This window comes from Primorskyibacter aestuariivivens (genome assembly GCF_028023675.1).
Classification (GTDB): Bacteria; Pseudomonadota; Alphaproteobacteria; order Rhodobacterales; family Rhodobacteraceae; genus Marinovum; species Marinovum aestuariivivens.
Window position 1 is genome coordinate 170,871 of the sequence record NZ_JAQIOZ010000001.1, and the last position, 25,659, is coordinate 196,529.

Annotated in this window: 28 protein-coding genes; 12 read left to right on the forward strand and 16 right to left on the reverse strand. The window is 61.9% G+C overall.

Features of this window, described 5'->3' with window-relative positions; all coding sequences use genetic code 11:
• Nucleotides 1-4: 4 nt before the first annotated feature.
• Nucleotides 5-871 carry a sulfotransferase family protein gene (locus tag PGB28_RS00905; RefSeq protein WP_271419584.1) on the forward strand — a complete coding sequence of 289 codons (867 nt, stop codon included), beginning with the start codon at nucleotides 5-7 and terminating at the stop codon, nucleotides 869-871.
• On the opposite strand, the gene PGB28_RS00910 is transcribed toward PGB28_RS00905, so the two are convergent.
• The 4 genes from PGB28_RS00910 to PGB28_RS00925 all read right to left on the reverse strand — a co-directional run bounded on the left by PGB28_RS00910 (nucleotide 856) and on the right by PGB28_RS00925 (nucleotide 4,522).
• Nucleotides 856-1,902: a glycosyltransferase family 2 protein gene (locus PGB28_RS00910; protein ID WP_271419585.1), complete on the reverse strand. Its 1,047-nt coding sequence runs from the start codon at nucleotides 1,900-1,902 to the stop codon at nucleotides 856-858. The two genes, PGB28_RS00905 and PGB28_RS00910, sit on opposite strands and share 16 nt — an antisense overlap.
• Before the next feature lie 94 nt (nucleotides 1,903-1,996).
• Nucleotides 1,997-2,485 carry a 30S ribosomal protein S9 gene (gene rpsI, locus PGB28_RS00915; protein WP_271419586.1) on the reverse strand — a complete coding sequence of 163 codons (489 nt, stop codon included), beginning with the start codon at nucleotides 2,483-2,485 and terminating at the stop codon, nucleotides 1,997-1,999.
• Entirely contained in the window at nucleotides 2,485-2,949 is a 465-nt protein-coding gene (rplM, locus tag PGB28_RS00920) for a 50S ribosomal protein L13 (RefSeq protein ID WP_271419587.1), read from the reverse strand. The genes rpsI and rplM overlap by 1 nt, the downstream gene beginning before the upstream one ends.
• A gap of 160 nt (nucleotides 2,950-3,109) precedes the next feature.
• Nucleotides 3,110-4,522 (reverse strand): aminotransferase-like domain-containing protein, encoded by a 1,413-nt coding sequence (locus PGB28_RS00925; protein ID WP_271419588.1) that lies wholly within the window; start codon nucleotides 4,520-4,522, stop codon nucleotides 3,110-3,112.
• A gap of 94 nt (nucleotides 4,523-4,616) precedes the next feature.
• On the opposite strand from PGB28_RS00925, the gene PGB28_RS00930 reads away from it, so the two are divergent.
• The gene (locus PGB28_RS00930) at nucleotides 4,617-4,847 is read left to right on the forward strand and encodes a DUF1127 domain-containing protein (RefSeq protein WP_271419589.1); all 231 of its coding nucleotides are present in this window, start codon (nucleotides 4,617-4,619) and stop codon (nucleotides 4,845-4,847) included.
• A 79-nt stretch (nucleotides 4,848-4,926) separates the two neighbouring features.
• Here PGB28_RS00930 and PGB28_RS00935 read toward each other — a convergent pair whose 3' ends face one another.
• Nucleotides 4,927-5,352 carry a PaaI family thioesterase gene (locus tag PGB28_RS00935; RefSeq protein WP_271419590.1) on the reverse strand — a complete coding sequence of 142 codons (426 nt, stop codon included), beginning with the start codon at nucleotides 5,350-5,352 and terminating at the stop codon, nucleotides 4,927-4,929.
• A 56-nt stretch (nucleotides 5,353-5,408) separates the two neighbouring features.
• Between PGB28_RS00935 and PGB28_RS00940 the strand changes: the two genes are divergently transcribed.
• From PGB28_RS00940 to gluQRS, 4 genes are read left to right on the forward strand one after another with little or no spacing between them, the layout of a single operon-like run.
• Nucleotides 5,409-6,194 carry an enoyl-CoA hydratase gene (locus PGB28_RS00940; protein WP_271419591.1) on the forward strand — a complete coding sequence of 262 codons (786 nt, stop codon included), beginning with the start codon at nucleotides 5,409-5,411 and terminating at the stop codon, nucleotides 6,192-6,194.
• Between the two features lie 41 nt (nucleotides 6,195-6,235).
• Complete coding sequence (gene trmFO / locus PGB28_RS00945; RefSeq protein WP_271419592.1) at nucleotides 6,236-7,591, forward strand: methylenetetrahydrofolate--tRNA-(uracil(54)-C(5))-methyltransferase (FADH(2)-oxidizing) TrmFO; 1,356 nt, start codon at nucleotides 6,236-6,238, stop codon at nucleotides 7,589-7,591.
• Nucleotides 7,592-7,613: 22 nt separating this feature from the next.
• Nucleotides 7,614-8,228, forward strand: coding sequence for a class I SAM-dependent DNA methyltransferase (locus PGB28_RS00950; protein ID WP_271419593.1), 615 nt, complete (start codon nucleotides 7,614-7,616; stop codon nucleotides 8,226-8,228).
• Nucleotides 8,225-9,070 (forward strand): tRNA glutamyl-Q(34) synthetase GluQRS, encoded by an 846-nt coding sequence (gene gluQRS / locus PGB28_RS00955; protein WP_271419594.1) that lies wholly within the window; start codon nucleotides 8,225-8,227, stop codon nucleotides 9,068-9,070. Before PGB28_RS00950 ends, gluQRS begins: the two co-directional genes overlap by 4 nt.
• Before the next feature lie 72 nt (nucleotides 9,071-9,142).
• Here the strand turns inward: gluQRS and PGB28_RS00960 are convergent, their stop codons facing one another.
• On the reverse strand, nucleotides 9,143-9,892 hold the full coding sequence (locus tag PGB28_RS00960; protein WP_271419595.1) for a hypothetical protein: 750 nt from the start codon (nucleotides 9,890-9,892) through the stop codon (nucleotides 9,143-9,145).
• Between the two features lie 57 nt (nucleotides 9,893-9,949).
• The gene (hisI, locus tag PGB28_RS00965) at nucleotides 9,950-10,309 is read right to left on the reverse strand and encodes a phosphoribosyl-AMP cyclohydrolase (protein WP_271419596.1); all 360 of its coding nucleotides are present in this window, start codon (nucleotides 10,307-10,309) and stop codon (nucleotides 9,950-9,952) included.
• A gap of 40 nt (nucleotides 10,310-10,349) precedes the next feature.
• On the opposite strand from hisI, the gene PGB28_RS00970 reads away from it, so the two are divergent.
• Nucleotides 10,350-10,826 (forward strand): iron-sulfur cluster assembly scaffold protein, encoded by a 477-nt coding sequence (locus tag PGB28_RS00970; protein WP_271419597.1) that lies wholly within the window; start codon nucleotides 10,350-10,352, stop codon nucleotides 10,824-10,826.
• A 193-nt stretch (nucleotides 10,827-11,019) separates the two neighbouring features.
• Here PGB28_RS00970 and PGB28_RS00975 read toward each other — a convergent pair whose 3' ends face one another.
• The 5 genes from PGB28_RS00975 to sciP form a co-directional block, all read right to left on the reverse strand.
• The gene (locus PGB28_RS00975; protein WP_271419598.1) at nucleotides 11,020-11,142 is read right to left on the reverse strand and encodes a hypothetical protein; all 123 of its coding nucleotides are present in this window, start codon (nucleotides 11,140-11,142) and stop codon (nucleotides 11,020-11,022) included.
• Between the two features lie 104 nt (nucleotides 11,143-11,246).
• Nucleotides 11,247-13,337: an ATP-dependent DNA helicase RecG gene (recG, locus tag PGB28_RS00980; protein WP_271419599.1), complete on the reverse strand. Its 2,091-nt coding sequence runs from the start codon at nucleotides 13,335-13,337 to the stop codon at nucleotides 11,247-11,249.
• Entirely contained in the window at nucleotides 13,334-15,454 is a 2,121-nt protein-coding gene (gene ligA, locus PGB28_RS00985; protein ID WP_271419600.1) for an NAD-dependent DNA ligase LigA, read from the reverse strand. Before ligA ends, recG begins: the two co-directional genes overlap by 4 nt.
• Before the next feature lie 77 nt (nucleotides 15,455-15,531).
• Nucleotides 15,532-16,248 (reverse strand): response regulator transcription factor CtrA, encoded by a 717-nt coding sequence (gene ctrA / locus PGB28_RS00990; RefSeq protein WP_271419601.1) that lies wholly within the window; start codon nucleotides 16,246-16,248, stop codon nucleotides 15,532-15,534.
• A gap of 94 nt (nucleotides 16,249-16,342) precedes the next feature.
• The gene (gene sciP / locus PGB28_RS00995) at nucleotides 16,343-16,621 is read right to left on the reverse strand and encodes a CtrA inhibitor SciP (protein WP_271419602.1); all 279 of its coding nucleotides are present in this window, start codon (nucleotides 16,619-16,621) and stop codon (nucleotides 16,343-16,345) included.
• 123 nt (nucleotides 16,622-16,744) lie between these two features.
• On the opposite strand from sciP, the gene mnmA reads away from it, so the two are divergent.
• Nucleotides 16,745-17,890 carry a tRNA 2-thiouridine(34) synthase MnmA gene (mnmA, locus tag PGB28_RS01000; RefSeq protein ID WP_271419603.1) on the forward strand — a complete coding sequence of 382 codons (1,146 nt, stop codon included), beginning with the start codon at nucleotides 16,745-16,747 and terminating at the stop codon, nucleotides 17,888-17,890.
• 52 nt (nucleotides 17,891-17,942) lie between these two features.
• Here the strand turns inward: mnmA and PGB28_RS01005 are convergent, their stop codons facing one another.
• Complete coding sequence (locus tag PGB28_RS01005; RefSeq protein ID WP_271419604.1) at nucleotides 17,943-18,665, reverse strand: heme-dependent oxidative N-demethylase family protein; 723 nt, start codon at nucleotides 18,663-18,665, stop codon at nucleotides 17,943-17,945.
• 77 nt (nucleotides 18,666-18,742) lie between these two features.
• A complete protein-coding gene (locus tag PGB28_RS01010) occupies nucleotides 18,743-19,039 on the reverse strand; it encodes an antibiotic biosynthesis monooxygenase family protein (protein ID WP_271419605.1) in 297 nt (98 codons plus the stop codon).
• A gap of 153 nt (nucleotides 19,040-19,192) precedes the next feature.
• Here PGB28_RS01010 and dddP point away from each other — a divergent pair, with 153 nt between their 5' ends.
• Both dddP and PGB28_RS01020 read left to right on the forward strand, forming a co-directional pair.
• Nucleotides 19,193-20,533, forward strand: coding sequence for a dimethylsulfonioproprionate lyase DddP (dddP, locus tag PGB28_RS01015; RefSeq protein WP_271419606.1), 1,341 nt, complete (start codon nucleotides 19,193-19,195; stop codon nucleotides 20,531-20,533).
• Between the two features lie 225 nt (nucleotides 20,534-20,758).
• Nucleotides 20,759-21,169, forward strand: coding sequence for a c-type cytochrome (locus PGB28_RS01020; protein WP_271419607.1), 411 nt, complete (start codon nucleotides 20,759-20,761; stop codon nucleotides 21,167-21,169).
• Here PGB28_RS01020 and PGB28_RS01025 read toward each other — a convergent pair.
• Nucleotides 21,160-22,110, reverse strand: coding sequence for an endonuclease/exonuclease/phosphatase family protein (locus tag PGB28_RS01025; protein WP_271419608.1), 951 nt, complete (start codon nucleotides 22,108-22,110; stop codon nucleotides 21,160-21,162). The genes PGB28_RS01020 and PGB28_RS01025 overlap by 10 nt on opposite strands.
• A gap of 110 nt (nucleotides 22,111-22,220) precedes the next feature.
• On the opposite strand from PGB28_RS01025, the gene PGB28_RS01030 reads away from it, so the two are divergent.
• Nucleotides 22,221-23,432: a bifunctional alpha/beta hydrolase/OsmC family protein gene (locus PGB28_RS01030; protein ID WP_271419609.1), complete on the forward strand. Its 1,212-nt coding sequence runs from the start codon at nucleotides 22,221-22,223 to the stop codon at nucleotides 23,430-23,432.
• A 16-nt stretch (nucleotides 23,433-23,448) separates the two neighbouring features.
• Here the strand turns inward: PGB28_RS01030 and PGB28_RS01035 are convergent, their stop codons facing one another.
• Entirely contained in the window at nucleotides 23,449-25,032 is a 1,584-nt protein-coding gene (locus tag PGB28_RS01035; RefSeq protein ID WP_271419610.1) for a winged helix-turn-helix domain-containing tetratricopeptide repeat protein, read from the reverse strand.
• A gap of 131 nt (nucleotides 25,033-25,163) precedes the next feature.
• Here PGB28_RS01035 and PGB28_RS01040 point away from each other — a divergent pair, with 131 nt between their 5' ends.
• Nucleotides 25,164-25,637, forward strand: a complete 474-nt coding sequence (locus PGB28_RS01040; protein ID WP_271419611.1) for a cupin domain-containing protein — start codon at nucleotides 25,164-25,166, stop codon at nucleotides 25,635-25,637.
• The last annotated feature ends 22 nt before the right edge of the window (nucleotides 25,638-25,659 follow it).

Genomic DNA, 25,659 nt, shown 5'->3' on the forward strand with positions numbered 1-25,659 from the left:
TTGCATGAGCAAGGGCACCTTCATCCTTGGCCTTGGCGGCCAGAAATGCGGCTCCAGCTGGATTCAGGCCTATCTGAACCGGCAGGACGGGTCGGATTTCGGGCGGCTGGGCGAATACCAGATCTGGGAAAGCGACCTTGGTTCGGTGTTCGAACGCTACCGCGTGCCGGAACCTTCGACACTGGAAAAGCTGCGGGTGCAGGCAAAGCTGAAGCTGGGCGGCGCGGAACCCGTGGGGCATCTGCGCTGGCGCATGCAGACCAACCGCGACCGCTATTTCGAATATTTCGCGGACCTGCTGGACAAGCCCGGCATCCGCATGACAGGCGACATCACACCCAGCTATGCCGCCCTGCCCGCACCGCTTCTGCGCAAGATCAAGACCGGGATGCAAGACGCTGAAATCACAACGAAAGTGATCTTTTCCATGCGCGACCCGGTGGCCCGCATCCGCTCGCATTTGCGGATGGACATGGCCAAGGGACGGTTGGAGCAAACCGACGACATCGAGGCCGCCCTGCGCACGTTTTTTCCCACCGCCGAAGCCGCCGCGCGGTCGCGCTATGACCTGACGCTGGACGCGATGGAGGCGGTGTTTGAGCCCAATGATGTGCATATCTGTTTCTTCGAGGAGCTGTTCACCCCCGAGGGCATCGCCGCGCTGGCCCGTTTCGCCCGCGTCCCGGTCGAGGAAGAGGCCGGCAAATCCAAGGTCAATGCGCGCGACACGGGCAGCGCCCCGTCCAAGGGCCTCTCCGAGGCACTCACCGCCGACATTGCCCGCCATTACGCCCCGGTCTACCGCGCCGTGGCGGAACGCTTCCCGCGCGTGGCCACGCTTTGGCCCTCGGCGCGTTACGTCTTGGGATAAGCCATAAGCCCACAGTCGATGAGCTGCTGCGCATCCTCGTAACGCATTGAATTTTCATCCAGAAACGACCCGCCCTGCGCCTGCATCCGGTCCAGAAGCTCGGCGTAGTAGCGGTATTTCGCAGCGCCGTTGGTATGCGCGCCCCATGCGCGCGCTCGGGCAATCTTGTCAGCGAACTGCGCCGTAAAGACGAAATGCGCGATGGTCAGTAGCACCGTGTCACTGGGCGGCAGGTTGGCGTAATGCGACCCGGTCAGACGGCTTTGCGCATTGCGCAGGACAAGGGGTGTCTTGTGCCGGGGGGACTTCTGGAACTGCTGCGCCTTTTTGGCTTTGGACGACATGTAGATGCGCTGCAGCCCCTTACGCTCGACTTTCGGTTCGATGCTGAACGTCTTGAAAAGTCGCGCGGTTTTCGATTTCCCCAAAAGCTCCGGATGATCGCCGGGACGCAAGCGCACAAGCGGCTCCGCCTGAAAATACGGATAGGCCGCCAGCAACGCGTCAAGACTCTGCGGCAGCTCGCCGGACAAACCCGCCACATCATCAGGGAAAAACTCGACCACTGTGGAAATGGCCGATGGCGCGCCCTCTTGTGCGAGGCGCTCCACCACCTCGGCAATGCTGGAGACACCCGGCGGCAGGAACAGGAATTCATCCGCGTCCACATATCCTACATAGGCCCCGTCAAAGAACAAATGCGGCAGCGCGATCTTGAGATAGGTGCCAAAGCGTTCGTCATGCACCACCCGGTCCGGGTCGCGGTAGCGGATGGGATGGCCAAAACTCCAGTCGGCGCGCATCACCACCACATCGGGCTGCGCCTCCAGATAAGCGCCGGTGCCGTCATCCGAGCTATCGTCGAAGATCAGGAACTGCTCAAACCCGATGGAGCGATAATGCGCGAGGAACGCGGGCAGAAACCCCATCTCGTTGCGCATGATGGAAAACAGCGTGAGCCTGGCCGGGTCCACCGCCCCGCTTTCAATCCGTGTCAGATGACACGCGTCTTCCATCCGATACTCAACCATACACGCCCCATCGGCAATCCTGCGCCGTCCGTCAAGCCCCCAACGAAAAAGGCCGCCCACGATGGGGCGGCCTTTTCCAAATCTTTCCAGAAGCTTAACGCTTGGAGAACTGGAACGAACGGCGGGCTTTGCGCTTACCGTATTTCTTACGTTCCACCACGCGGCTGTCGCGGGTCAGGAAGCCAGCGGCTTTCAGTGCGCCACGCAGCGAGGGATCATAAAGCTGCAGCGCTTTGGAAATGCCGTGCTTGACCGCACCGGCCTGACCGGACAGGCCGCCGCCTTTGACGGTCGCCATCACGTCGAACTGGTCCTCGACACCAGCAACGGTAAAGGGCTGACGCAGGATCATTTGCAGCACGGGACGTGCGAAATACTTGTTGATCTCGCGGCCGTTCACGGTGACCTTGCCGGAACCCGGCTTGATCCAGACACGGGCAACCGCGTCTTTCCGCTTGCCGGTGGCATAGGAGCGGCCCAGCTCGTCACGAACGGGCTCACGCGGAGCTTCGACCTCGGCCACAGCCTCGACACCGCCGGTCACGGCGCTCAGGTCTTCCAGAGTGTTCACTTGATCAGCCATTATTTCGCCACCCGGGTGTTTTTCGAGTTCATGTTCTTGACGTCCAGCACTTCAGGGTTCTGGGCCTCATGCGGGTGATCGCCACCGGCGTAAACGCGCAGGTTGGTCATCTGCTTGCGCGACAGGCGGTTGCCCGGCAGCATGCGCTTGACGGCCAGCGTCACGACGCGCTCCGGGTATTTGCCTTCGAGGATCTGCGCCTTGGTGCGCTCCTTGATGCCGCCCGGGTGGCCGGTGTGCCAGTAATGCTTTTCGGCGCGCTTGTTGCCGGTCAGCTGGACTTTGTCGGCGTTCACGATGATGACATTGTCACCGCAATCCATGTGCGGGGTGAACGACGGTTTGTGCTTGCCGCGCAGGCGCGTGGCAACGATCGAGGCGAGACGGCCCAGAACAACGCCCTCGGCGTCGATCACGATCCATTTCTTCTCGATATCTGCAGGGGTCGCAGAAAAGGTTTTCATGGCAGGTTGCCCTTCGGTTCAGTTGCAGGATCCCGCGACACGCGCGGGCCCGATATTCGATGGGCGGGTTATAAAGGGTCGCGTTGCACAGTCAAGGCGCATAAATCCGATTTAAATTCGTTATTTCAACGACTTAAAAAATAGGTAACAATTTACCCCATCAAACTTCCACCGACTCCGGCGGCGCGTGCAGCAAAGCGGCCAGTTTGCGGATGGCCTCGTCGAACATCTCTTCGGGCACGGCGGCATTGAGCGAAATGCGCACCGCGTGTGGCACACGTGCTTCGCGCAGGGCAAAGTCTTCGGCTGATCGCACGCGCACCCCTTCGCCCTCGGCCGCGCGGCAGAAGGCGGCGGTGCGCCATCCCTCGGGCAGGCTCAGCCAGACAAAGGGCACGCCGGACCGCCATTTCAGGTCAAACCCGCCCAGATGGTTCATGGCGATGCGAAGCCGCGCGTCAAAACCATTTGCGACCGCTTCTGCAAACTGCTCGGCGCGGGGATCGGTCAGCAGGGCGGCAGTCAGGTCCGCCAATGGCGTGGCGAGACCAAAGAACCCGTGCTCCGCCGCACGGCGCAGCATGGTCCCCTGCCCCTCGGGCGCGATGGCAAAACCCACGCGCAGCGCCGGGGTCAGGGATTTGGAAATCGACGACACATACCACCCCCGCTCCGGGGCCAGCTGGCGATAGCTGGGAGCCTGCGCATCCTCGAGCCTGTAGCAATCATCCTCCAGAATCTGCAGATTGTGTCGCCTTGCGATCTCTACAATGTCACGCCGACGACTCTCGGGCGTATGGACACAGGTCGGATTGTGTACCTCTGGCGTGGTACAAAGAACCTGCGCATCGCCCCCCGCCACGACGTCCAGCGCTTCGGGACGAATACCATGTTCGTCCATCGCCACCGGCACGACCTCAGCGCGCAAAAGCTCGGCCGCGCGGCGGAACCCCGGATAGGCCAGCTCCTCGACCAGAACGACAGGGCGACGCCCGACAAGGATTGCCTGAAGGATCAAAAGGATCGCATTTTGCCCGCCATGGGACAGCACGATATCGCTTTCATCCAGCACGCCCAAATGGGTGTCGCGCAACCAGTGCTTGACCGCTTCGCGCGCCGGACGGAATGATTCCCGCGTCGGATAATGCATGATGCCAGAGGGCGGGTCAGCGGCAACTTTGGCCAGCAACTCCTTGACGAGAAAAGATTGTCCGGCATTCGGCATGCCCGGCGACATGAGCGAGACCGGATAGACCTGCCCGCCGGAGTCATGCGGGGCGGGATCGCGATTGACGAAGGGATCAGGCAGCAGCCCGGTTTCACGCTCTTCTCCCGCGACGAATGTCCCGCGCCCGACCTCGGCCTTGAGCAGCCGCTCATCGGTCAGGATCGTGTAGGCCCGCGCCGCCGTGCCGGGGGTAATCCCCAATGACCAGGCCAGATCCCGCACCGGCGGAAGCTTGTCCCCTGGCGACAGCGCTCCGGAGCCCACCGCCTCACGAATGGCACCGGCAAGGGCCCGGTATTTCGGCCCGCTGCTCTGCGCCACATAAAGATCCTTAATTGTATCCATCACAATATTTCCATGGACGCGCCAGACCGGGCTTTGTATCAATTAACTACGGCAATTCGCCATATTGTGTCAATACAATTTGAAAGGTTTTCCCATGGCACACATGATCTCTCCGCAAGCGCAGGCTTTGGCTTACCTCGCCAACCGTCCCCTGACCCCGTTTTCTTCGGCGGCGCTCAAGATCGTGGTGACCCTGGTCAAATGGGAACACATGCGCCGCACCCGAAATTCACTTCAACATCTCGATGATCATCTGCTCGATGACATCGGCGTGACGCGCGAGATGGCCGACCATGAGGCCGCTCGTCCGTTCTGGCAGGCGTAGGCGCTCCCGCGGGCGTCTCACCCATCCCTGAACCTGCCAGACCTCTTCCTGGGCCCGGGGCTTAGACCTCGGGCCTTTTTTATGCCCGCTTGGGCGGGATCGAATAGGTCAGGTTGGCCCGCGCCACGGGGGCATCCTCCCCTTCGGAATAAAGCAGGCAATCCACGACGCTCAGCGCGCGACCCAGCTTCAGCATCCGGAAATGCCCGATCACATCCGCGCCCGCGCGCGGCTTGCGCATGAAATCGATGGAGCAATTGGTGGTGACCGCCAGCGCCTCTTTGCCGATGCGCGCCATGGTCGCCACATAGGCCCCCACATCGGCCAGCGAAAACATCGCCGGGCCGGACACGGTGCCGCCGGGACGCAAATGCTGGTCAGAGGCATGCAGGCGCATGACCAGCACATCCTCATCCATGTGGTCGATCGTAAACATGCCCTCGACCTGAGGAAACACCTGCGCAAGAAATTCCGTCATTTCCCCGGCATCAACCACGATTGTCATTCTTTTCTCCCCTGCCTGTTCGCGATAAGCTGCCGCCAAGCCAATGGGAGAGCAAGATGGCACTTTTGGAACGTTGCGACACAAATGCTGTCGCTTATCTGCAAATGAACGCGCCGGAGCGGCTGAATGCGCTGTCCGACGAGATGCTGGCCGCTCTGCAGGAACAGATCGATTCGCTGCGCGAGGACCGATCGATCCGCGCCGTGGTCATTTCCGGCGCGGGCAAGGCGTTCTGCGCGGGCCATGACCTCAAGCAGATGACCGCAGGGCGGCAATCCGAGGATGGCGGCAAGGCCTATTTCGCGGACCTGTTCAACCGCTGTGCCAGCGTCATGAGCGGGTTGACCCGCCTGCCCCAGCCGGTGATCGCACAGGTGCACGGCATCGCCACAGCGGCGGGCTGCCAGATGGTGGCCTCCTGCGACATGGCCGTGGCGGCTGAGGGCACGCGCTTTGGCGTGAACGGGGTAAATATCGGGCTGTTCTGCTCGACGCCAATGGTGGCGCTGAGCCGCAATATCCCGCGCAAGAAAGCCTTTGAGATGCTCACCACCGGCCAATTCATCGAGGCCGATCAGGCCGAGACGCTGGGGCTGATCAACCGCGTCGTGCCGGGCGAAAGCCTTGCCGCCGAAACCATGGCACTGGCCGAACAGGTGGCGGGCAAGCTGGGCGCAGCAGTCAAGATCGGCAAGGAAGCGTTTTACCAACAGATCGAGATGGACCTTGATGCCGCCTATGCCCATACGGGTCAGGTCATGGTCGAGAACATGCTTTATCGCGATACCGAGGAAGGCATCAGCGCCTTTATCGAAAAGCGCCCGCCCAACTGGGAGCAATAGGCGCAATTTGACATGGGCGCAAAAGCACGTATGTGAGCGCCATGACACAAGAGCTTCATATCGTCGGCGGCGGCATGGCCGGGTCCGAAGCGGCCTGGCAGGCCGCGCGCATGGGCGTGAACGTGGTGATCCACGAAATGCGCCCCAAGGTGGAAACCTTTGCCCATCGCACCGGTCATCTGGCCGAGATGGTCTGTTCCAATTCCTTCCGCTCGGATGATGACGAACAGAATGCAGTGGGCCTTTTGCATTGGGAAATGCGCGCCGCCGATGGCCTGATCATGGGGATGGCGGACAAGCATCGCCTGCCTGCGGGCGGGGCCTTGGCGGTGGACCGTGATCCTTTTGCCGAGGATGTGACGGCGGCTTTGACGGCGCTCCCCAATGTGCGGGTGGAGTATGGCGAGATCACCGAATTGCCGCGCGACGGCCATTGGATCATCGCCACCGGCCCGCTGACCTCCGGCTCGCTGGGCGAAGCGATCCGGGCCGAGACCGGTGCCGATGCGCTGGCCTTTTTCGACGCGATCGCGCCCATCGTCTATGCCGAGTCCATCGACATGTCCAAAGCGTGGATGCAGTCGCGCTATGACAAGGGCGAGACGGAAGCCGAGCGCAAGGCCTATCTCAACTGCCCCATGGACCGCGACCAATACGAAGCCTTCATCGACGCGCTGCTGGCCGCCGACAAGACCGAGTTTCACGAGGGCGAAACGGCAGGCTATTTCGATGGCTGCCTGCCCATCGAGGTCATGGCCGAGCGGGGCCGCGAAACCCTGCGCCACGGGCCGATGAAACCGGTGGGTCTGACCAACCCGCATCAGCACGATGTCAAAGCCCATGCCGTGGTGCAATTGCGCCGCGACAACGCGCTTGGGACATTGTTCAACATCGTCGGTTTCCAAACCAAGATGAAATACGGCGCACAGACCGAAGTGCTGCGCATGATCCCCGGGCTGGAAAACGCCCGCTTTGCCCGTCTGGGCGGCATTCATCGCAACACCTTTATCAATTCGCCCACATTGCTTGACGCGCAGATGCGCCTGAAATCCCGCCCGAATATCCGTTTTGCTGGTCAGATCACCGGGGTCGAGGGATATGTGGAAAGCGCCGCCATGGGCCTCTTGGCCGGGCGTCTGGCGGCAGCAGAGATCCTTGGCCGCGACCTGCCGGAGGTGCCGCAGGACAGCGCCATGGGCGCGCTCATCCACCACATCACCGGCGGGGCCGAGGCCAAGACCTTCCAGCCGATGAACGTGAATTTCGGGCTGTTCCGCCCGGTGGACGGGCTCAAGGGCGGGCGGCGCGGCCGCAAGGACCGATACAAGGCCTATACCGACCGGGCCAAGGCCGCATGGACCGACTGGCTGGGCAATACGGCACTGGACGCAGCCTGAGACTTGCGCCTAAGCTTGCCCTATGACGGACAAGTTTCTCGACAAGGTCTATTGCGCCCGAACCCCGGATGAGACGCGTGACATCTATGACGCGTGGTCCAAAAGCTACGAGGCCGAGATCTCGGGAAACGGCTACGCCACGCCGGGCCGCGTGGCCGAAGCCTTGGCGGGCATCGTCAAGGACAAGACGACACCAATCCTGGATTTTGGTTGTGGAACAGGGCTTTCCGGGCTGGCATTGAAGCTGGCGGGCTTTGAGGTGATCGACGGCATGGACCTGTCGTCAGAGATGCTGGCCGAGGCGCGGACCAAAGGCATTTACCGCAACCTGACCCAGGTCGCCACAGATGCGCCACCCCCGATCACGCAAGGGGCCTATCCGATCATCACCGCCATTGGCGTGATTGGCCTGGGTGCCGCGCCGCACGCCTTGTTCGACACGCTGATGAAGGCGCTGGGGCGCGGCGGGCTGTTTGCCTTTTCCTTCAACGATCACACGCTTGAGGACCCGGCCTATGAAGGGCGGCTCAACGAATGGATCGACCCCGGGGCCGCGCGGCTACGCTTTCGCGAATACGGCGCGCACCTGCCCGGGAAAAACATGAAGTCTGTCGTGTATATTGTTGAAAAGAATTGATCTTCAGAACACGTTTCGCCCCCAGCCCAACGGGCCCCCTGCATCTGGGTCACGCCTATTCTGCGCTGCTTGCCCATGACATGGCCGAACGCGCGGGTGGCGTGTTTCACCTGCGCATCGACGATATCGATCAAAGCCGCGCACGGCCCCATTGGGAGGCGCAGATCTACGACGACCTGCATTGGCTGGGCATTGACTGGCCCGCCCCGGTCTGGCGTCAATCCGAACGCGCGGACCGCTATTGCGCGACGCTTCAACGGCTATGGGCGCGCGGCTTGCTCTATCCCTGTACCTGCACCCGCCGCGACATCGCCGCCGCTGCCAATGCTCCGCAGGAAGGCGCGCCGATCCACGGCCCCGATGGGCTGGTCTATCCCGGGACCTGTCGGGAAAAGCCGCTCCCGGCCGTGATGCCCACGGATTGCGCGCTCAGACTAAACATGCGAAACGCGCTGCAAGAGATTGATAAAGCTTCGTTTCAGGAAACCGGCACGCAGCCCGGAACGCACAAGATCCGGGCAGAACAGATGCTGGATCAGATCGGTGACGTTGTCCTTGCCCGGCGCGACATGGCCGCGTCCTATCATCTCTCAATCGTACTGGACGATGCCGATCAGGAGATCACCCATGTGGTACGCGGTGAGGACCTGTTCGAGGCGACCAAAATCCATGTCGTCCTGCAATCCTTGCTGAACCTGCCCACACCAATCTACCACCACCATCGACTGATCCGCGACGATGCGGGCAAACGGCTGGCCAAGCGCGATGACGCCCGCGCCATCGCCACCTATCGCGCCGAGGGCAAGACCCCGCAGGATATCCGCGCCATGGTGGGGCTGTGAGAACGCCCTGATCTTCTTCTGTTTCCAAATACCTCGGGGTGAGCGGGCAAAGCCCGCGAGGGGCAGCGCCCCTCAGCCCCCGTCCAGCGCGCGCCAGGGTTTCGGCATCAGCACCCAGCGATTGTTGACATGCACCAACCCGTCAAAGGCCAGACCGCTGGTTTCGCCCGGGCGCACGAACTTGAAATAGACAACCGGGAAATCCCCCATCATGGCACCGCGCACCTTTTTGTAGCCGCCCGGGAAATCGCGCAGCACCGCATCACCACGCCGCATCTGCGCAGTGGTCGCCCGCACCATCCACAGATCAGTATATTCCGGCTTTGGCTCAAGCTTTACGCCCGGCTGATACATCTGGTTGTAAAGCGCGATCAGCTTGCTGGCCAAAGGATCGGCATAGACGGTGCGGATCTCGGCTTCGGTCGGTTTGAGCGACCATGTCAGCGCCGCCAGATCCGCGCCGGGGACCAGAAACTTGCTCAGCAGGAGCCGGGCATCCGCCTCGCTTCCCGGCGTATCTGCGCCCGGTTTCTTATGGCCGTCCACAAGCTGGCGCATGGTCAGTTGCGGACGTGCCTTGCAGGCATTGATCACATTGCCCAGCACGGCATTGTTGTTGTCAACATCCACCGGTTTGAAATCACCGGTCTTACCCGCGACATAACCAAAGACCCACGCTGCCACCATCGTGGCAGTGTAGCTGTCTGTCTTGGACAGCACCGCGATACAATTGTCATCCGGGTGAAACCCGGCTTGCTGCGCTTGGGCTTCGGCCGCCGCGAGCGCAGGCAAAACAGCGAGCGGTAATGCAAAACGTTTCATGAAAAGGACCCTTTTACGAAATGAACAGGGCCAGATTAGCAAGAAATCGCGATTTCGTCAGGTTTCCGGGGCCATGAGCTCGGTTTCCTGCCCACCCTGAACGCTCGTGTAGAAACACGAGCGCCGGTTCGTGTGACAGGCCGGGCCGGTCTGGTTGACGAGCACCAACAGGCAATCACGGTCGCAATCATATCTGAAATCCACCAGTTCCTGCACATGGCCCGAGCTCTCGCCCTTGACCCAAAAGCTCTGGCGCGAGCGCGACCAATAGGTGACCTTGCCCGTGGCCAACGTGCGCTCAACCGCCTGAACATTCATCCACGCCATCATCAGCACCTCATGGCTGGTGGCATCCTGCGCAATGGCGGGGATCAGGCCCGCCTCGTTATAGACCAAGGTCGCAGGATCAAAGGACATGGCGAAAAACCTTTTGCATGATACGGTTGCGCGCCTATTTATGGGGTTCACACCAGAAGGGAAAGCCGCGATGGCCGAAACCGACCTGATCAAGCTCTATTCCTCGCGCATTCTGGCGCTGGCTGCTGATATCCCGCATGCGGAACGGCTGCCCACGCCCGAGGCCACGGTCAAGAAGCGCTCGCCGCTCTGCGGCTCGACCGTGACGGTGGATGTGGTGATGAAGGATGGCAAGGTGGCCGAGTTCGGACAGGATGTGAAAGCCTGCGCGCTGGGCCAATCCGCGGCGGCGGTGCTGGGCGGCGCGGTGATCGGGCGCACGCCAGACGAGCTCGACCAGTTGCGCGATCAGCTCAAGGCCATGCTGAAAGACGGCGGGCCCGTGCCGGACGCGCCCTTTGACGGGTTCGAGGTGCTGGAACCGGCGCGCGATTACAAGAATCGCCATGCCTCGATCCTGCTGGCCGTTGAGGCCGCAGCGGAAGCGGCGCATCAGGCCGTAGGTGTGACCGTCTGACACCCAACTGAAATCACGACAAAAAAAGACCGCCTTCCGAAGAAGGCGGTCAGGAAAAGCAGTCGCATCCGGCGCGTGGGACAGTTGAGGCAGATCCCGAAACCCCGGGGACAGGGGCAGGCAGGTCGCGCGGATTGGGACAGGCGCGCGGCACCGGAGCGAATGCAGGCAGGTAAATTCAGAACTTGGCAGGTCAGATAAGAGTTGGCAGGTGTAGCGCCCCCACAAGCATGACGACAAGCGACACAGCACCGGCAGCATCCTGCAACAGCGTCACATCGGCGGTGCGGCGGGCTTTGGTCAGTGCTCGGATCATTGCGGTGTCTCCCTGAACGTCTTGTTTCCCCTTTGTTCTCACAAGATTAACCCCGTGTAAAGAACTTTTTAAGAACATTTGAGAACAAAACTGGATGACAGGGACTAACCCACTGAAATCAAACGGATCGCCTCATCCTGCCGCATGAGCCAAAGGAGAACACGTGCCGCCTTGCCCCGCGCGCCTTCCAATTTCGGGTCACTTTGCAAAAGCGCGCGGGCATCGCTTTGCGCGATCGCCATCAAACCGGCCTGTGATTCCATATCCGCCACGCGGAACCTCGGCAGGCCCGATTGCGCGGTGCCAATCACATCCCCCGCGCCACGCATCTCCAGATCGGTTTCGGCAATGACGAAGCCGTCTTCGGTCTCGCGCAGCGTCTCAAGCCGTTTCGCCCCGCCCTCGCTCAGCGGCGGTTGATACATCAACAGGCATGTCGAGGCCTGATCGCCCCGCCCCACCCGGCCACGCAATTGGTGCAGCTGCGCCAGACCGAAAATCTCGGCCCGTTCGATCACCATGATCGTCGCATTGGGCACGTTTACTCCCACCTCGATCACCGTGGTCGCCACGAGGACAGAAGTCTCTCCCGCCTGAAACGCCGCCATGGCCGCGTCTTTTTCCGCCGGTGGCATCTGGCCATGGACCAGCCCCACGCGCCCCTCGCCCAGAGTGGCGCGCAACCGTTTGAATCGCTCCTCGGCGGCGATCAGATCGGAGACCACGCTTTCCTCGACCAGAGGGCAGACCCAGTAGACCTGCCGCCCGTCGTCAGCCGCGGCGCGCACCCGGGCGACCACCTCGTCGATGCGCTCGGTCGATACCATGGCCGTCTTGATCGGTTTGCGCCCGGGCGGCTTTTCATTGAGCACGGACACGTCCATGTCGCCATATTGCGCCAGCGCAAGGCTGCGCGGGATCGGCGTCGCCGTCATGACCAGCACGTCGGCGCGTATCCCCTTGGCCCCCAGCGCCAGCCGTTGCCGCACACCGAACCGGTGCTGTTCGTCGATAATGGCGATGCGCAGATCGGCGAATTCGACATCCTCCTGAAACACTGCGTGGGTGCCTACAAGAATCTGAATGTCGCCGCGTTTGAGCGCCACCAATTTCGCCTTGCGCTCCGCCCCCTTGTCGCGCCCCGTCAGGATCTCAAGCACCACGCCCGCGCTTTCGGCCAGCGGCTGCAGCCCTTCGAGATGCTGGCGCGCAAGAATTTCAGTGGGGGCCATCATCACCCCCTGCCCGCCTGCCTCGACGGCAGTCAACAGCGCCATGAAAGCGACCAGCGTCTTGCCCGCACCCACATCCCCCTGCAACAACCGGTTCATCCGCTTGTCGCTGGCCATGTCTTCGGTGATATCTGCAATGGCGCGGGTCTGCGCGCCGGTGGGCGCATAGGGCAGCGATTTCAGAACCTTATCCTGCAACACCCCTGTTGCCTTACTGGGACGCCCCGGCGATGCGCGGCGGTTTTGCCGGGCCAGCGCAAGTGTCATCTGATGGGCGAAGAACTCGTCATAGGCCAGCCGCCGCCGCGCCGGGTGGGCGGGCGAAATGCCTGCGTGATCCGTGGGCGCATGGGCCTCATGCAAGGCATCCAACCAATCGGGCCAGCCCTCACGGTCCATCTGGCCCGGGTCAATCCACTCTGCCAGATCGGGGGCACGCTCCAGCGCACCCTGGGCCGCGCGGGTCATCTGTTTCTGGGTGACCCCGGCGGTCAGCGGGTAGACCGGCTCGAAATCGGGGATGTCGCCGGCCTCGTTCACCGGAACGATGTGATCGGGATGCACCATCTGCGCGATGCCGTCAAACAGCTCCACCTTGCCCGACACCACGCGGTGTTCCCCGGCGGGCAGGATCTTTTGCAGATAATCGCCGCGCGCATGAAAGAACACCAGTTGAAACGTAGTGTCCGCGTCCTCCACATGCACGCGATACGCGCCCGAACGGTTGCGCGGCGGGTAATGGCGGCCAATCGCAACCTCAACCGTAACCACGCCGGGCAGATCGGCCCCCTGAACACTAGACCGTTTGCGCCGGTCGATGCCGGAATGGGGCAGTGTAAAGAGCAGATCGCGCGGCGCCTCGATCTCCAGCGCCGCCATCGCCTTGGCCGTTTTCGGCCCAACACCGGGCAGGGTGTCGAGCGCCGCAAAGAGCGGAAAGAGCGGCTCCGGTCGCGTGCTCATGACGCGCCGATAAGGTCGAGCCAGCCGTCCTCGTCGATGGTCTCGATACCCAGTTCGGTGGCTTTCTTCGCCTTGGACCCGGCCCCCGGCCCCGCGACGAGCAGATCGGTCTTGGACGATACCGAGCCGGACACCTTGGCCCCGAGCGCCTCGGCCCGTGCCTTGGCCTCGGCGCGGGTCATTTTTTCAAGCGTGCCGGTGAACACCACGGTTTTGCCGGCCACCGGGCTGCCCTCGATCTGCGGTTTCTCGGCGTCCTGAATGCTGAGCTTGGCGGCCAGCCGGTCAATGGCCGCGCTCTCGGCCTCCTGGCCAAAGGCCGCGATGAGCGAGGCCGCCATGACCTGCCCCACACCGTCCACACCCAACAGATCGTCCCAGGCCGGGCCATCCATGCCCTGCGCCTCTTGCATAGCCGTGATGAACGCGTCCCAGGACCCGTAATGCGTGGCCAGGAGGTTCGAGGCCTGTTCACCCACATGCCGAATGCCAAGACCGAAAATCACTCGGGCCAGCGGAATTTTTCGCCTCTCATTGATGGCGTCGAAGAGTTTCTGCGCCGATTTCTCGCCCCAGCCCTCGCGGTTCTTGAGCTGTTGCAGGCCCGAGCCGTAATTGGCCTCCAGCTCAAAAATGTCCGCCGGTTCCGCGATCCAGCAGTCGCGGGCGAATTGTTCCACCTGCTTCGCCCCCAGCCCTTCGATGTCAAAGGCCGCGCGGGAAACGAAATGCTTCAGTTTTTCAATCTGTTGCGCGGGGCAGATCAGCCCGCCGGTGCAGCGGCGCACCGCATCGCCCTCTTCGCGCACCGCATCCGATCCGCATTCCGGGCAGGTTGTTGGAAAGGCATAGGGTTCAGCGTCATCGGCGCGTTTGGACAGATCGACATCGGCCACTTTCGGGATCACATCGCCCGCGCGGTAGACCTGCACCCAATCGCCGATGCGGATATCCTTGCCGTCGCGGATCACCTCGCCCTTGCTGTCGCGCCCGGCGATGTAATCCTCGTTATGCAGCGTTGCATTTGACACCACCACGCCACCCACCGTCACGGGGGTCAGCCGCGCGACGGGGCTCAGCGCGCCGGTGCGGCCCACCTGAATGTCGATCGCCTCCAGCCGGGTCCAGGCCAGCTCGGCAGGAAATTTATGCGCGATCGCCCAGCGCGGCGTGGTCGAGCGGAAGCCCAGGCGCGCCTGCAGATCGAGCCGGTTCACCTTGTAGACCACGCCGTCAATGTCATAGCCCAGCGTGGCGCGCTGCGCCTCGATGGCGCGGTAATGGGCGATCATGTCTTGGGTCGTGTCGCAGAGCCGGGTCAGGTCGTTGGTCTGAAACCCCATATCGCGCAGACGATTGATCGCCTCCATCTGGGTGTCGGCCAGAGGTTCGGACAACTCACCCCAGCTATAGGCGAAAAACGCCAGCGGGCGGGCGCGGGTGATCTCGGGGTTAAGCTGACGCAGGGAGCCGGCGGCGGCGTTGCGCGGGTTGGCAAATGTCTTGCCGCCCTTGGCCTGCTGGCTTTCGTTCAGCGCCTCGAAATCATCGTGGCGCATATAGACCTCGCCGCGCACTTCGAGCACATCAGGCGCGCCGCTGATCTCGGTCGGGATCGTGTCGATGGTGCGGGCATTGGCGGTGACGTTTTCGCCCATCTCGCCATCGCCACGGGTGGCAGCCTGCACCAGCTTGCCATTTTCATAGCGCAGAGACAGCGACAACCCGTCGATCTTGGGTTCCGCGGTATAGGCCAGCGGTTCGTCCCCAGGCCAATTCAGGTAGCGGCGCAGCGAGGCGTCGAAATCTTCTACATCCGTCTCGTCGAACGCATTGCCAAGGCTCATCATGCGCACCGCATGGGTGACCTTGGAAAAGCCCTCAGCCGGAGCTGCACCGACTTGGTCGCTGGGGCTGTCGGGGCGTTTCAGGGACGGAAACCGCGCCTCAATCTCGGCGTTGCGCCGTTTCAGCGCATCATACTCTGCGTCCGATATCTCGGGCGCATCGTCGCGGTGATAGGCGTCATTTGCGGCGGCGAGCGTCTCAGCCAGCGCGGCAAGTTCGGCGCGCGCCTGGTCCTCGGTCAATTCGGAAACCGCGATATCCTGTGTCATTGTGCCCCCCGCTTCCTGAGCAGAAGTGATAGGGCGGGCAGCACACAGCGTCCAGTGGCATTCGGGTCAAAGGCGGCTCAGGCGCCAATAGCGAGCTTTCCGCCATCCATGGCATCCGGCGCGGGATCGCGCAGCACATAGCCCCGGCCCCAGACGGTTTCGATATGGTTGTCACCGCCCGTTGCCGTACTCAGTTTCTTGCGCAACTTGCAGATGAACACGTCAATGATCTTGAGTTCCGGTTCATCCATGCCGCCATAGAGGTGATTGAGAAACATTTCCTTGGTCAGCGTTGTCCCCTTGCGCAGGCTCAGAAGCTCCAGCATCTGGTATTCCTTGCCGGTCAGATGCACGGTCTTGCCGTCCACATCCACCGTCTTGGCATCAAGGTTGACCGAAATCTTGCCGGTCCGGATCACCGATTGGGAATGCCCTTTGGACCGGCGGATGATCGCATGAATGCGCGCCACCAATTCTTCGCGATGAAACGGCTTGGTCAGGTAGTCGTCGGCACCGAACCCGAAGCCCTTGAGCTTGTTTTCCGTGTCATCAGAGCCGGACAGGATCAGGATCGGCGTTTCGATCCGCGCCAGGCGCAGCTGGCGCAATACCTCATGCCCGTGCATATCCGGCAATCCGAGATCGAGCAGGATGAGATCATAGTCATAGAGCTTGGCCAGATCGACGCCCTCTTCCCCCAGATCGGTTGTGTAGACATTGAGATTGGCATGGGTCAGCATCATCTCGATGCTTTTTGCCGTTGTGGGATCATCCTCGACCAGCAACACACGCATTATTTTCTCCGCAGGATCATTCGAACTACACGTCAACCTGAAGAATAAAGGTTAACCAAGCATTACCGTATCAGGGGAAAAATGAGAACACAACTCAAAGTTGTCTATACTTCTGCAAAGCCGTGGCTTTCAAGGCCTCTTCTCCATGCAATGTCACCGCGCGCAGCCATTCCTGAAACTCATCCTCGGAAATCGCGTAACGGTCTTGCGCCTCGTCCTGCGTGATCAGCCCATAGATCACCCCGCGCACCACCAGCGCCTTGCGCGAAGCCACCCAGCGGCGCGTATCGGGCGGCGGCAGATCGGCCCGCGACATGACGCTGCCATCCGGGAGGGTCACCGCCCTTGGTCCATCAACCTTTTTCAGATACATGTCAGCCTCGTCTCAAAACCTCGGATCAAGCATTGCGAATGGTGCTTAACGGGCGGTGAAACCGGGACTTGAGAGTAGTTAGGATTTTCCTATATTCTCGCGGACTTCGATCAGGAGATTCCCATGGCGCTGGATAGTGCGGACAAACTGAATTCACTGGGCTTTGCCAAGCCGCCCTCGGAAACCCGGGTGGTGGTGGCCATGTCCGGTGGCGTGGACAGTTCCGTTGTGGCCGCCGAACTGGCGCGCGAAGGCTATGACGTGGTGGGGATCACGCTGCAGCTTTATGACCACGGCGCGGCGCTGGCCAAGAAAGGTGCGTGCTGCGCGGGCCGCGACATCCATGATGCGCGCCGCGTGGCCGAGGAGATGGGCTTTCCGCATTACGTTTTGGATTATGAAAACGTGTTCCGTGACGCGGTGATTGACGAGTTCGCCGAAAGCTATCTGGGCGGGGCGACGCCGGTCCCCTGCATCCGATGCAACGAGCGGGTAAAGTTCAAGGACCTGCTTGAAACCGCGCGCGATCTGGACGCCGATTGCATGGCCACGGGGCATTATATCCAGCGCAAAATGGGCGCGGACCGGGCCGAGCTACATTGCGCCGCTGATGCTTCGCGCGATCAGAGCTATTTCCTGTTTTCCACCACGCAGGAACAGCTCGACTATCTGCGCTTCCCGCTGGGGCACCTGCCGTCCAAGGATGACACCCGCGCGCTGGCGGCCAAACATGGCCTGCCGGTGGCGGACAAGCCCGACAGCCAGGACATCTGTTTCGTTCCGGACGGCAACTACGCGTCGGTGATCGAAAAGCTGCGTCCCGGTGCTGCCGAACCGGGCGAGATCGTGCATGCGGATGGCCGGGTTCTGGGGACGCATAAGGGCGTGATCCACTACACGATCGGCCAGCGCCGGGGTCTGGGCATCGGGGGCTTGAGCGAGCCGCTTTACGTGGTCAAGCTGGACGTGGAGGCCAAGCGCGTGATCGTCGGGCCGAAAGAGCTGCTCTCGACCCGCACCGTGCCGGTGCGCGAGGTGAACTGGCTGGGCGATGGTGGCTTCACTGACGTGGCGGAGCGCGAAATCTCGGTCAAGGTGCGCTCCACGCGCCCACCGCGCGAGGCGATCCTGCGGCCCTTGTCGGAGACCGAAGCGGAGGTGGAATTGCTGACACCCGAAGAAGGGGTGTCGCCCGGTCAGGCCTGTGTGTTCTACGAGACCGCAGGCACCAGGGTTCTGGGCGGCGGCTGGATCTGGCGCGGGCGCTAAGGAACCGAAATTTTTAAAAAATTTCGGACCGATTTCTTCCAAAGAAATCGGATCAGACGGCAACCACATAGGTGTGGATCGAAAACACCACGGCGTTGGACTGCGGCAGGCGCAGAATACATTGCCGCTCCGAGCGCATGAATTTTTCTTCACCGGTCTTCGGCTGGTCGCGCCGGTCATGGATCGACCGCGGTTGAAACAGCGCCGCATCTGCGTAACGCAAAGCGTTGAACCGCCAGAGCGGGCGGCCGGCCTGCACCCCGTCAAAGAGCCGCTGCACGCGCTTTTCAATGCCCGTGTCATATGCGTCGACCGTGTGGTGGATATGGCTCAATGGGCGCATGAATTTCTCGTCCAGCCGCCAGCTTGCCGGGAAACACAAAAGCGCGCCGGTCAGAATATGTTCATCCCCCTGTTTTTGCAGGATGCAGATATCCTCCTGGATCAGATGGGCCAGCATATGCAAAGGCCGCGCCGCATCTCGGGTCACGGTCCGGCCATCAGGGGTAGTCACACCGCCAGCCCCGACGCAGAAGCCGGCATGATGCGCCGCGAGGTTTTCACACACCATGTCCAGCACTTCGCGCGCAGGGGGCAGCGCCTCGGGCGCGCATTGCAGCACCTCGTCTTCACGCGTCTCCAGCAGGCGGATACGTTCGGCCATCTGGGCGGCATAGGCGTCATCCACATCCAGCCACGCCGCCGGATCAAAGGGTGAAATCCCCGGCAGGTCGCGGGGGCTGACGTCATAGGGGATGTGCGATTGCAGGATCATCGCACAGGCTTAGCGCGCGATCCGATGCCTTGAAAAGCGCCTCTACAAAAACGCTGCGTCAAAGCCCTGTGCCGGTCTCAGACCTCGACAAGGTCGTAATGGGCGATCCGGCGATGCGCCACCAACTCAGCCTCTTCCGGCGCGATATGCGCGTCGGTGTAATCCTCTCCGACAAAGGCCTTGAGCGCGTCAAGATCGCGCCAGAGCATCACCATGCTGAATTCGCGCGGGCTCTCTTCGCGGGCTTTGCCGGGAAAGATATCGACAATGCCGTCAGTGGATTTCATCAAGGGGATCGCAACCTCGTGGAAGAATTTGCTGAACTCGGCTTCCTTGCCGGGCTGGGTCTGAACCTGAAAGATACGCATGATCATGGGGCTGGCCTCCTCGTGCCATAGACCCGGTCCAGTATAGCACGGATCGCCAAAAAATGCGCCGGATGCCGAAAAACGACGCAAAAACCGGTCGCAACCCGGCATGACGGGGGCGGAAATGCCCGCCACGCTCAGGGGTAAGAGGAGACCCCGATGAACACCCACTACCGCGACACCCGCAAGATCGATCCCACCAAGGGCGCTGTTCTGGGCGACAACACCCCCAATGATGCGGACCGGATCGAGATCGGGCCAACGCAGCTGGCCTTTGACGAATGGGCGCACGCGGGGCTGGAGCTGCCCGATCTGCAGGCGATGCGGCGCTATCGCTGGGAGCGGCTTACACGCCATATCGTGGAGCGCGACTATGCCGGGCTGTTGATGTTCGACCCGCTGAATATTCGCTACGCCACCGACAGCACCAATATGCAGCTTTGGAACACCCATAACCCGTTCCGCGCGGTGCTGCTCTGTGCCGATGGCTATATGGTGATCTGGGATTACAAGAACTCGCCCTTCCTGTCGTCCTTCAACCCGCTGGTACGCGAAGCCCGTTCCGGCGCGGACCTGTTCTATTTTGATCGTGGCGACAAGGTCGACGTGGCCGCCGATGTGTTCTCGAACGAGGTGCGCGTGCTGTTGGAAGAACACGCGCCGGGCCACAAACGCCTTGCCGTGGACAAGGTCATGCTGCACGGGCTGCGCGCGCTTGAGGCGCAGGGGTTGGACATCATGGAAGGCGAGGAAGTCACCGAGAAATCCCGCAGCGTGAAAGGCCCCGACGAGATCAAAGCCATGCGCTGCGCCTCGCATTCCTGCGAAGTGGCCGTGCGTGCCATGGAGGATTTTGCGCGGGCCAATGTAGGTGACGGCAAAACCTGCGAAGACGATATCTGGGCGGTGCTGCATGCGGAGAATATCCGCCGTGGCGGCGAATGGATCGAAACGCGTCTCCTTGCTTCCGGCCCCCGCTCGAACCCGTGGTTTCAGGAATGCGGGCCACGTGTGTGCCAGACGAACGAGATCATCTCTTTCGACACCGACCTGATCGGTGCCTATGGCATCTGCATCGACATCTCGCGCAGCTGGTGGGTCGGCGACCGCGCCCCGCGCCCGGACATGATCTATGCCATGCGACACGGGGTCGAACATATCAAGACCAATATGGAGATGCTGCGCCCCGGCGTGAACATTCAGGATCTCAGCCGCAACACCCATGTGCTGGATGACAAATACCAGGCGCAGAAATACGGCTGCCTGATGCATGGGGTGGGCCTGTGCGATGAATGGCCTCTGGTCGCATACCCTGACAAGATGGTCGAAGGCGCGTTCGACTACGAGCTGGAGCCGGGCATGACGCTCTGCGTCGAGGCATTGGTCGGCGAGGTCGGCGGCGATTTCTCGATCAAGCTGGAAGATCAGGTGCTGATCACCGAGGACGGGTATGAGAACCTGACGAAATACCCGTTTGATGAGGCTTTGATGGGAGGCTAAGCGCCGATATGGGCGCAGCCCGGCAACGGTTGCAGCAGAACGAATGAAGCGCGAAGAAACGGTGCCCGGCCATTTCCGCCACCAGAGACCGCGGATAAACACCTTCCGGAAATCGAATGTCTTTGACACAGGTCAAGGCACACCCCTGCCCCAAACGCGCAGGCTGAACCCGGGTGCAGGAAGACCAGTTAGCGCACCCGCAACTCAACAGATCGGGAGGCGACCATGAAACAGATCATGGCACGAACCGCTGTTGCGGCACTGTTTACAGGGTTTTCATTTATCGGTGCCGCATCGGCTGATGACGCGGGCAAGGGCGAATACATGGCCTATTGCGCAACATGTCATGGCGAGGCCGGATTGGGCGATGGTCCAATGGCGGAATTCATGTCTCTCCGGGTTCCGGACCTGACGACTATTACTCAGGCCAATGACGGTGTTTTCCCCTTCCTGCAGGTGGTCCATGCCATCGACGGACGTTCCGGCGTCATGGCCCATGGTCGGGAAATGCCCGTCTGGGGCAACCGGTTCATGACCGAGGCAGGAGACGCAATGGCCGGAGATTACAGCCATGTCTACGAGGTGCGCGGACGCATCCTGTCACTGGCCTATTACATCGAGTCGCTTCAGAAATGAGCGGTGCCTTTTCGGCGGGCCACTCTACCCGCCGAAAAGAAAACCGATCGCTTCGGAGCATCTCCGGGCCGGACCTTCAGCACCAGCCCATTATGATCCGACCCCGCCCTGGGCATGGTCCTGACCGCATGGGCCCAAGCGCGCGGCGCCAGCATATGATCAATCGTCACCGGCAGGCCGATGCGCGGCAGGGTAAAGGTCGCCGCCGCGCTGCGGGCGCGCGTCGTGTCTGTCGCCCGCGCCACGCGGCGCAGCGCATGGCTCCACGCCATGGCGTTGAAATCACCGCCGATCAGAACCGGCCCGTCCAGCGCCTCAAGCACCGGGATCAGGCGGTCCAGCTGCGCGGCCTGCCGATAGGGCCAGGGCCAGTGCAGATGCAGCGAGACAATCCAAACCGGCCCCTCTGGCGTGGCCACCTGCATCGCAGCCAGCCCGTCCCCCTCGGCGCAAAGTCTCTGATCCTCGATCGCGGGAAAGCGCGACAAGACCGCCACGCCGCCCACCGTCGCGAAATCGCAATAGTGTTGATGGGGATGGGTGTCTGCGAACCGGGCAAGAATACTACGGTTGCGCCCCGAAACTTCCTGTAATGTGATCAGATCGGGCGCGGTTCCATTCACCAGCTCCAGCCATTCGTCATGGCCGCCCCGATTGAACCGCAGGTTCTGATGATAGAGAACGAGGCCACCGTCATCGGGCAAACCGGGCGGAAACAGCCGGTCAAGGGCCTGCGGTGCCATAACAGCCATGGCCAGCCCGGCCAGCGGCCAGCGCAGGCGCCGGGGCCAGGGGGCCCAGATCACCACCAGCGCAAAGACAATCACCAAAGGCAGGCGAAATACCGCGAGGCTGTCCCCCGCCGGGTGAAGCGCGCCGAGATATCCCAGGCCAATGAGCAGGCCCAGCATGCCTGATACGCCAATCACCAAAACCCGCATCTGCCTCACCTTGTCGTGACATGCCCGACACATGGCTTGAGAAGCGGCGTCGCGGCCCACAGACTTGAACCCAACACAGCCAAAAGGTACAGCCCCGGGAAGGATCGAACATGCCCACCGAACGCCTCACTTTTCCAGGCCATAACGGCGACACGCTGGCGGCACGGCTGGATCTTCCGGATGGGCCGCATCTGGCCACGGCGCTGTTTGCCCATTGTTTCACCTGTTCCAAGGATATCCACGCCGCGCGCCGCATTGCCGGGAGGCTGGCGGCGATGGGCATCGCGGTGCTGCGCTTTGATTTCACCGGGCTGGGCCATTCCGAGGGCGAGTTTTGCAACACCACCTTTACCTCGAACGTGCATGACCTGCGTGCCGCCTGCGCCGCGCTGAGCGGACGCGGAATGCCGCCATCGCTGCTGATCGGGCATAGCCTTGGCGGGGCGGCGGTGCTGCGGGCGGGCGCAGAGATGGATGTCAAAGGCATCGTCACCTTGGGCGCGCCCTTTGATCCGGGCCATGTAACCCATAATTTTGCCGATGCGCTGGACGACATTGCCCGCGACGGATCGGCCAAGGTGCAGCTTGGCGGGCGCGAGATCGAGATCGGCCAAGGCTTTGTCGAAGATGTCTCGGCCGAAAAGCTGGGAGAGGCCATTGCCGGTCTGCGTGCCGCGCTTTTGGTCATGCATGCGCCGCGCGACGAGATCGTCAGCATCGACAACGCCGCCAATATCTTTACCGCCGCCAAACATCCCAAAAGCTTCGTGACACTCGACGATGCCGATCACTTGATCAGCCGGGCCGAGGATGCGGAATATGCCGCCGAGGTCATCGCCGCCTGGGCCGGGCGCTATCTTGACCTGAAACCCCCTGCCCCGCCGCCTGGCGCGCCCGAAGGCATCCTGCGGGTCTCAGAGGCTGACGCGGACGGTTTTCTGCAGGATATCAACAACGGCCCGTATCATCACGTTCTGGCCGATGAACCCGAAGCCTATGGCGGCACCAATCGCGGGTTGTCGCCTTATGGGTTTTTGTCCGCCGGGCTGGGGGCCTGCACCTCGATGACAATCCGCATGTATGCGCGGCGCAAGGGCTGGCCGCTCAAACATGTGAGCGTCGACATCTGCCATGACAAGGTCCATGCTCAGGACGCGGACACGCGCTCAGACACCAAGGTGGACAAGTTTCAACGCCGCATCCGGCTTGAGGGCGCGCTCAGCGCCGAGCAGCGCGCCAAACTGCTGGAGATTGCCGACAAATGCCCGGTGCACCGCACGCTGGAGCGCAGTTCCCACGTGGTGACGGAATTGGTGGACTGACAGCCGCGTGGCAGGGTCAGGGCATCCCGGCGCGGATCATGGCCTCCATCCATCGCTCTGGCGTACCCTCGGGCTTCCAGTCTGTCGGCACATCCTGAGCCTCGTTCGCGCGCGTATAGCCGGGATTGGCAGCAAGATAGTCCGCCATCGCGTTCTGCGCCTCGGGCAAGCGGTCAAGACAGACAAGCAGCGCGGCCAGCGTCTTGTTCGAGGCGCTCGGCGGCGAGGACATGCTTTGCATCGCTTCCAGCCCCTTGTCGCACTGATTTTTCTGCCAATAGGCCCAGCCAAGCTGCCAGCGCAGCCAGTCGCCATGCAGCGGATCGACCTCGGCCGCCTTTTGCAGCGCCTCGATCGCTGCATCCGTCTGGCCGGAATAGAGCAGCGGCACCGACATGCCGATCAGGATGATGGAATCCGACGGGTTCAGCCTGGCCGCACGCTGGAAATGCAGGATGGATTCCGCATTCTCACTGCGCCGCGACAACACCCGCGCCAGCGCGAAATGCGACATGTAGTTTTCCGGATCGAGCCGTAGCGCGGTCTTGGCCAGTTCGACGGACTCGTCAAGTACCGCCTCGCGCGGGGTCATCCAGCCCAACCGCGCCGCTGCCCCCAACATCAGCGATTTGCCGATATAGCCCCAGGCGGACCCAGGCTCTTCGCGGATTGAGGTCTCTTCCAGCGCCAGCGCCTTTTGCCAGTTCTCATAGGTCAGCTGGGTCATGATCCTGCGCGCCTGCAACCCGCGCAGCCGTGAATCCACGTCTTTGGGCAGGGCGCGCTGCGGCATATCGCTGAGCACCTCCTGCCCGACCACCGATGCCACCTGTCGCACGATCTGGTCCTGAACCGCGAAAAAATCGTCCAACTCACGCTCGTATTTATCGGCAAACAGATGCGCGCCGGTTGCCGTTTCGACAAGCTGGACAGTGACCTTCAGCCTCTGCCCGTCAAATTGCTGGCTGCCTTCCATCACGTAGCCCGCCCCAAGTTTCCCGCCGATCTCTCGCACATCTGTGGGCGAGGCGCGGAACTGAAAGCTCGAGTTGCGGGCCACCACGCGGAACTGCGGGAAGCGCGCCAGTTCGGTGATGATGCCCTCGCTCAGCGCGTCATTGAGAACCCCCTGATGTTCGGCCGGGCTCAGATCATCCAGCGGCAGGACCGCCACGACCGGCGCGCGCTCATGCCCCCGGTCCGGCATGCCAAAGACCCACCCGATGACCACGACAAGCAGCACAGCAACCGCCACAAGCGCCGCGATCCTTGGCGAGATTCCGGGTCTGACAGGCGGAACGGGCGGGACGAACCGATAGCCTTTTCTGGGCAGTGTCTGGATGATCTCGCGGTCGGTGTCGCCCAGCGCCGCGCGGATCTCGGCAATACATTGCACGAGACTGTCCTCGCTCACCTGCCTGCCCTCCCAGACCGCTGAAACGAAGTCTTCCTTGCTCACCGTCTGGTTCGGGGAGCGGACAAGCAGGGCCAGCACCTGACGCGTTTGCGGGCGCAGATCGACAGCCTCGCCGTTGGCTTCACGGACGCCGCCATCGCTGTCGACAACACGCCCCGTTTCTGTGATTTCGTAAATTTTCACCGGTTTTCGTTCGCCAGAACGGCCCTCCAGCCTGTTTCCTTTACCATACGTCAGAAAGGCAGTCGCACCAAATGAAGACCCCACAACCCAGTCTGGCATTTGAAAAATTCATATATACAAGAGGACACATCATGACACGCAGCTTGATCCTTACCCTTGTTCTGACCGCCAGCGCGGCCATGGCACATGAACCGTTGGAGTGGAACGGATCAAAAATCCAGGTCCTGCTCGACAAGGAGGAAACCGGCGGCGACATGGGCATGTTCACCACCCAGGCCATGGCTCCGGGCGGCCCGCCGCGCCACGTGCATCAGGACGCCGGCGAGGCCTTTGTCGTACTCGAAGGCGCGGCGACCATTCTTGTCGATGGGGAAACCGTGATGCTGGAACAGGGTCAGGCGGCCTTTGCCCCAAAGGGGGCCGATCACACTTTTCGGATCCCGGAAGCGGGTGGCAAGCTGTTGGTCATCGTAACGCCGGGCGGGTTCGAAGGCTTCTTCGAGGCCACGAAACATCTCAAGCTGCCTGATGAGCTGGACGCTTTCACCAAAATCTCCGCCGAATACGGGCAGATCTTTACCGGCCCACCGCTGGACGCGGAATAACCACTGCGCAGACAGGCGGCGT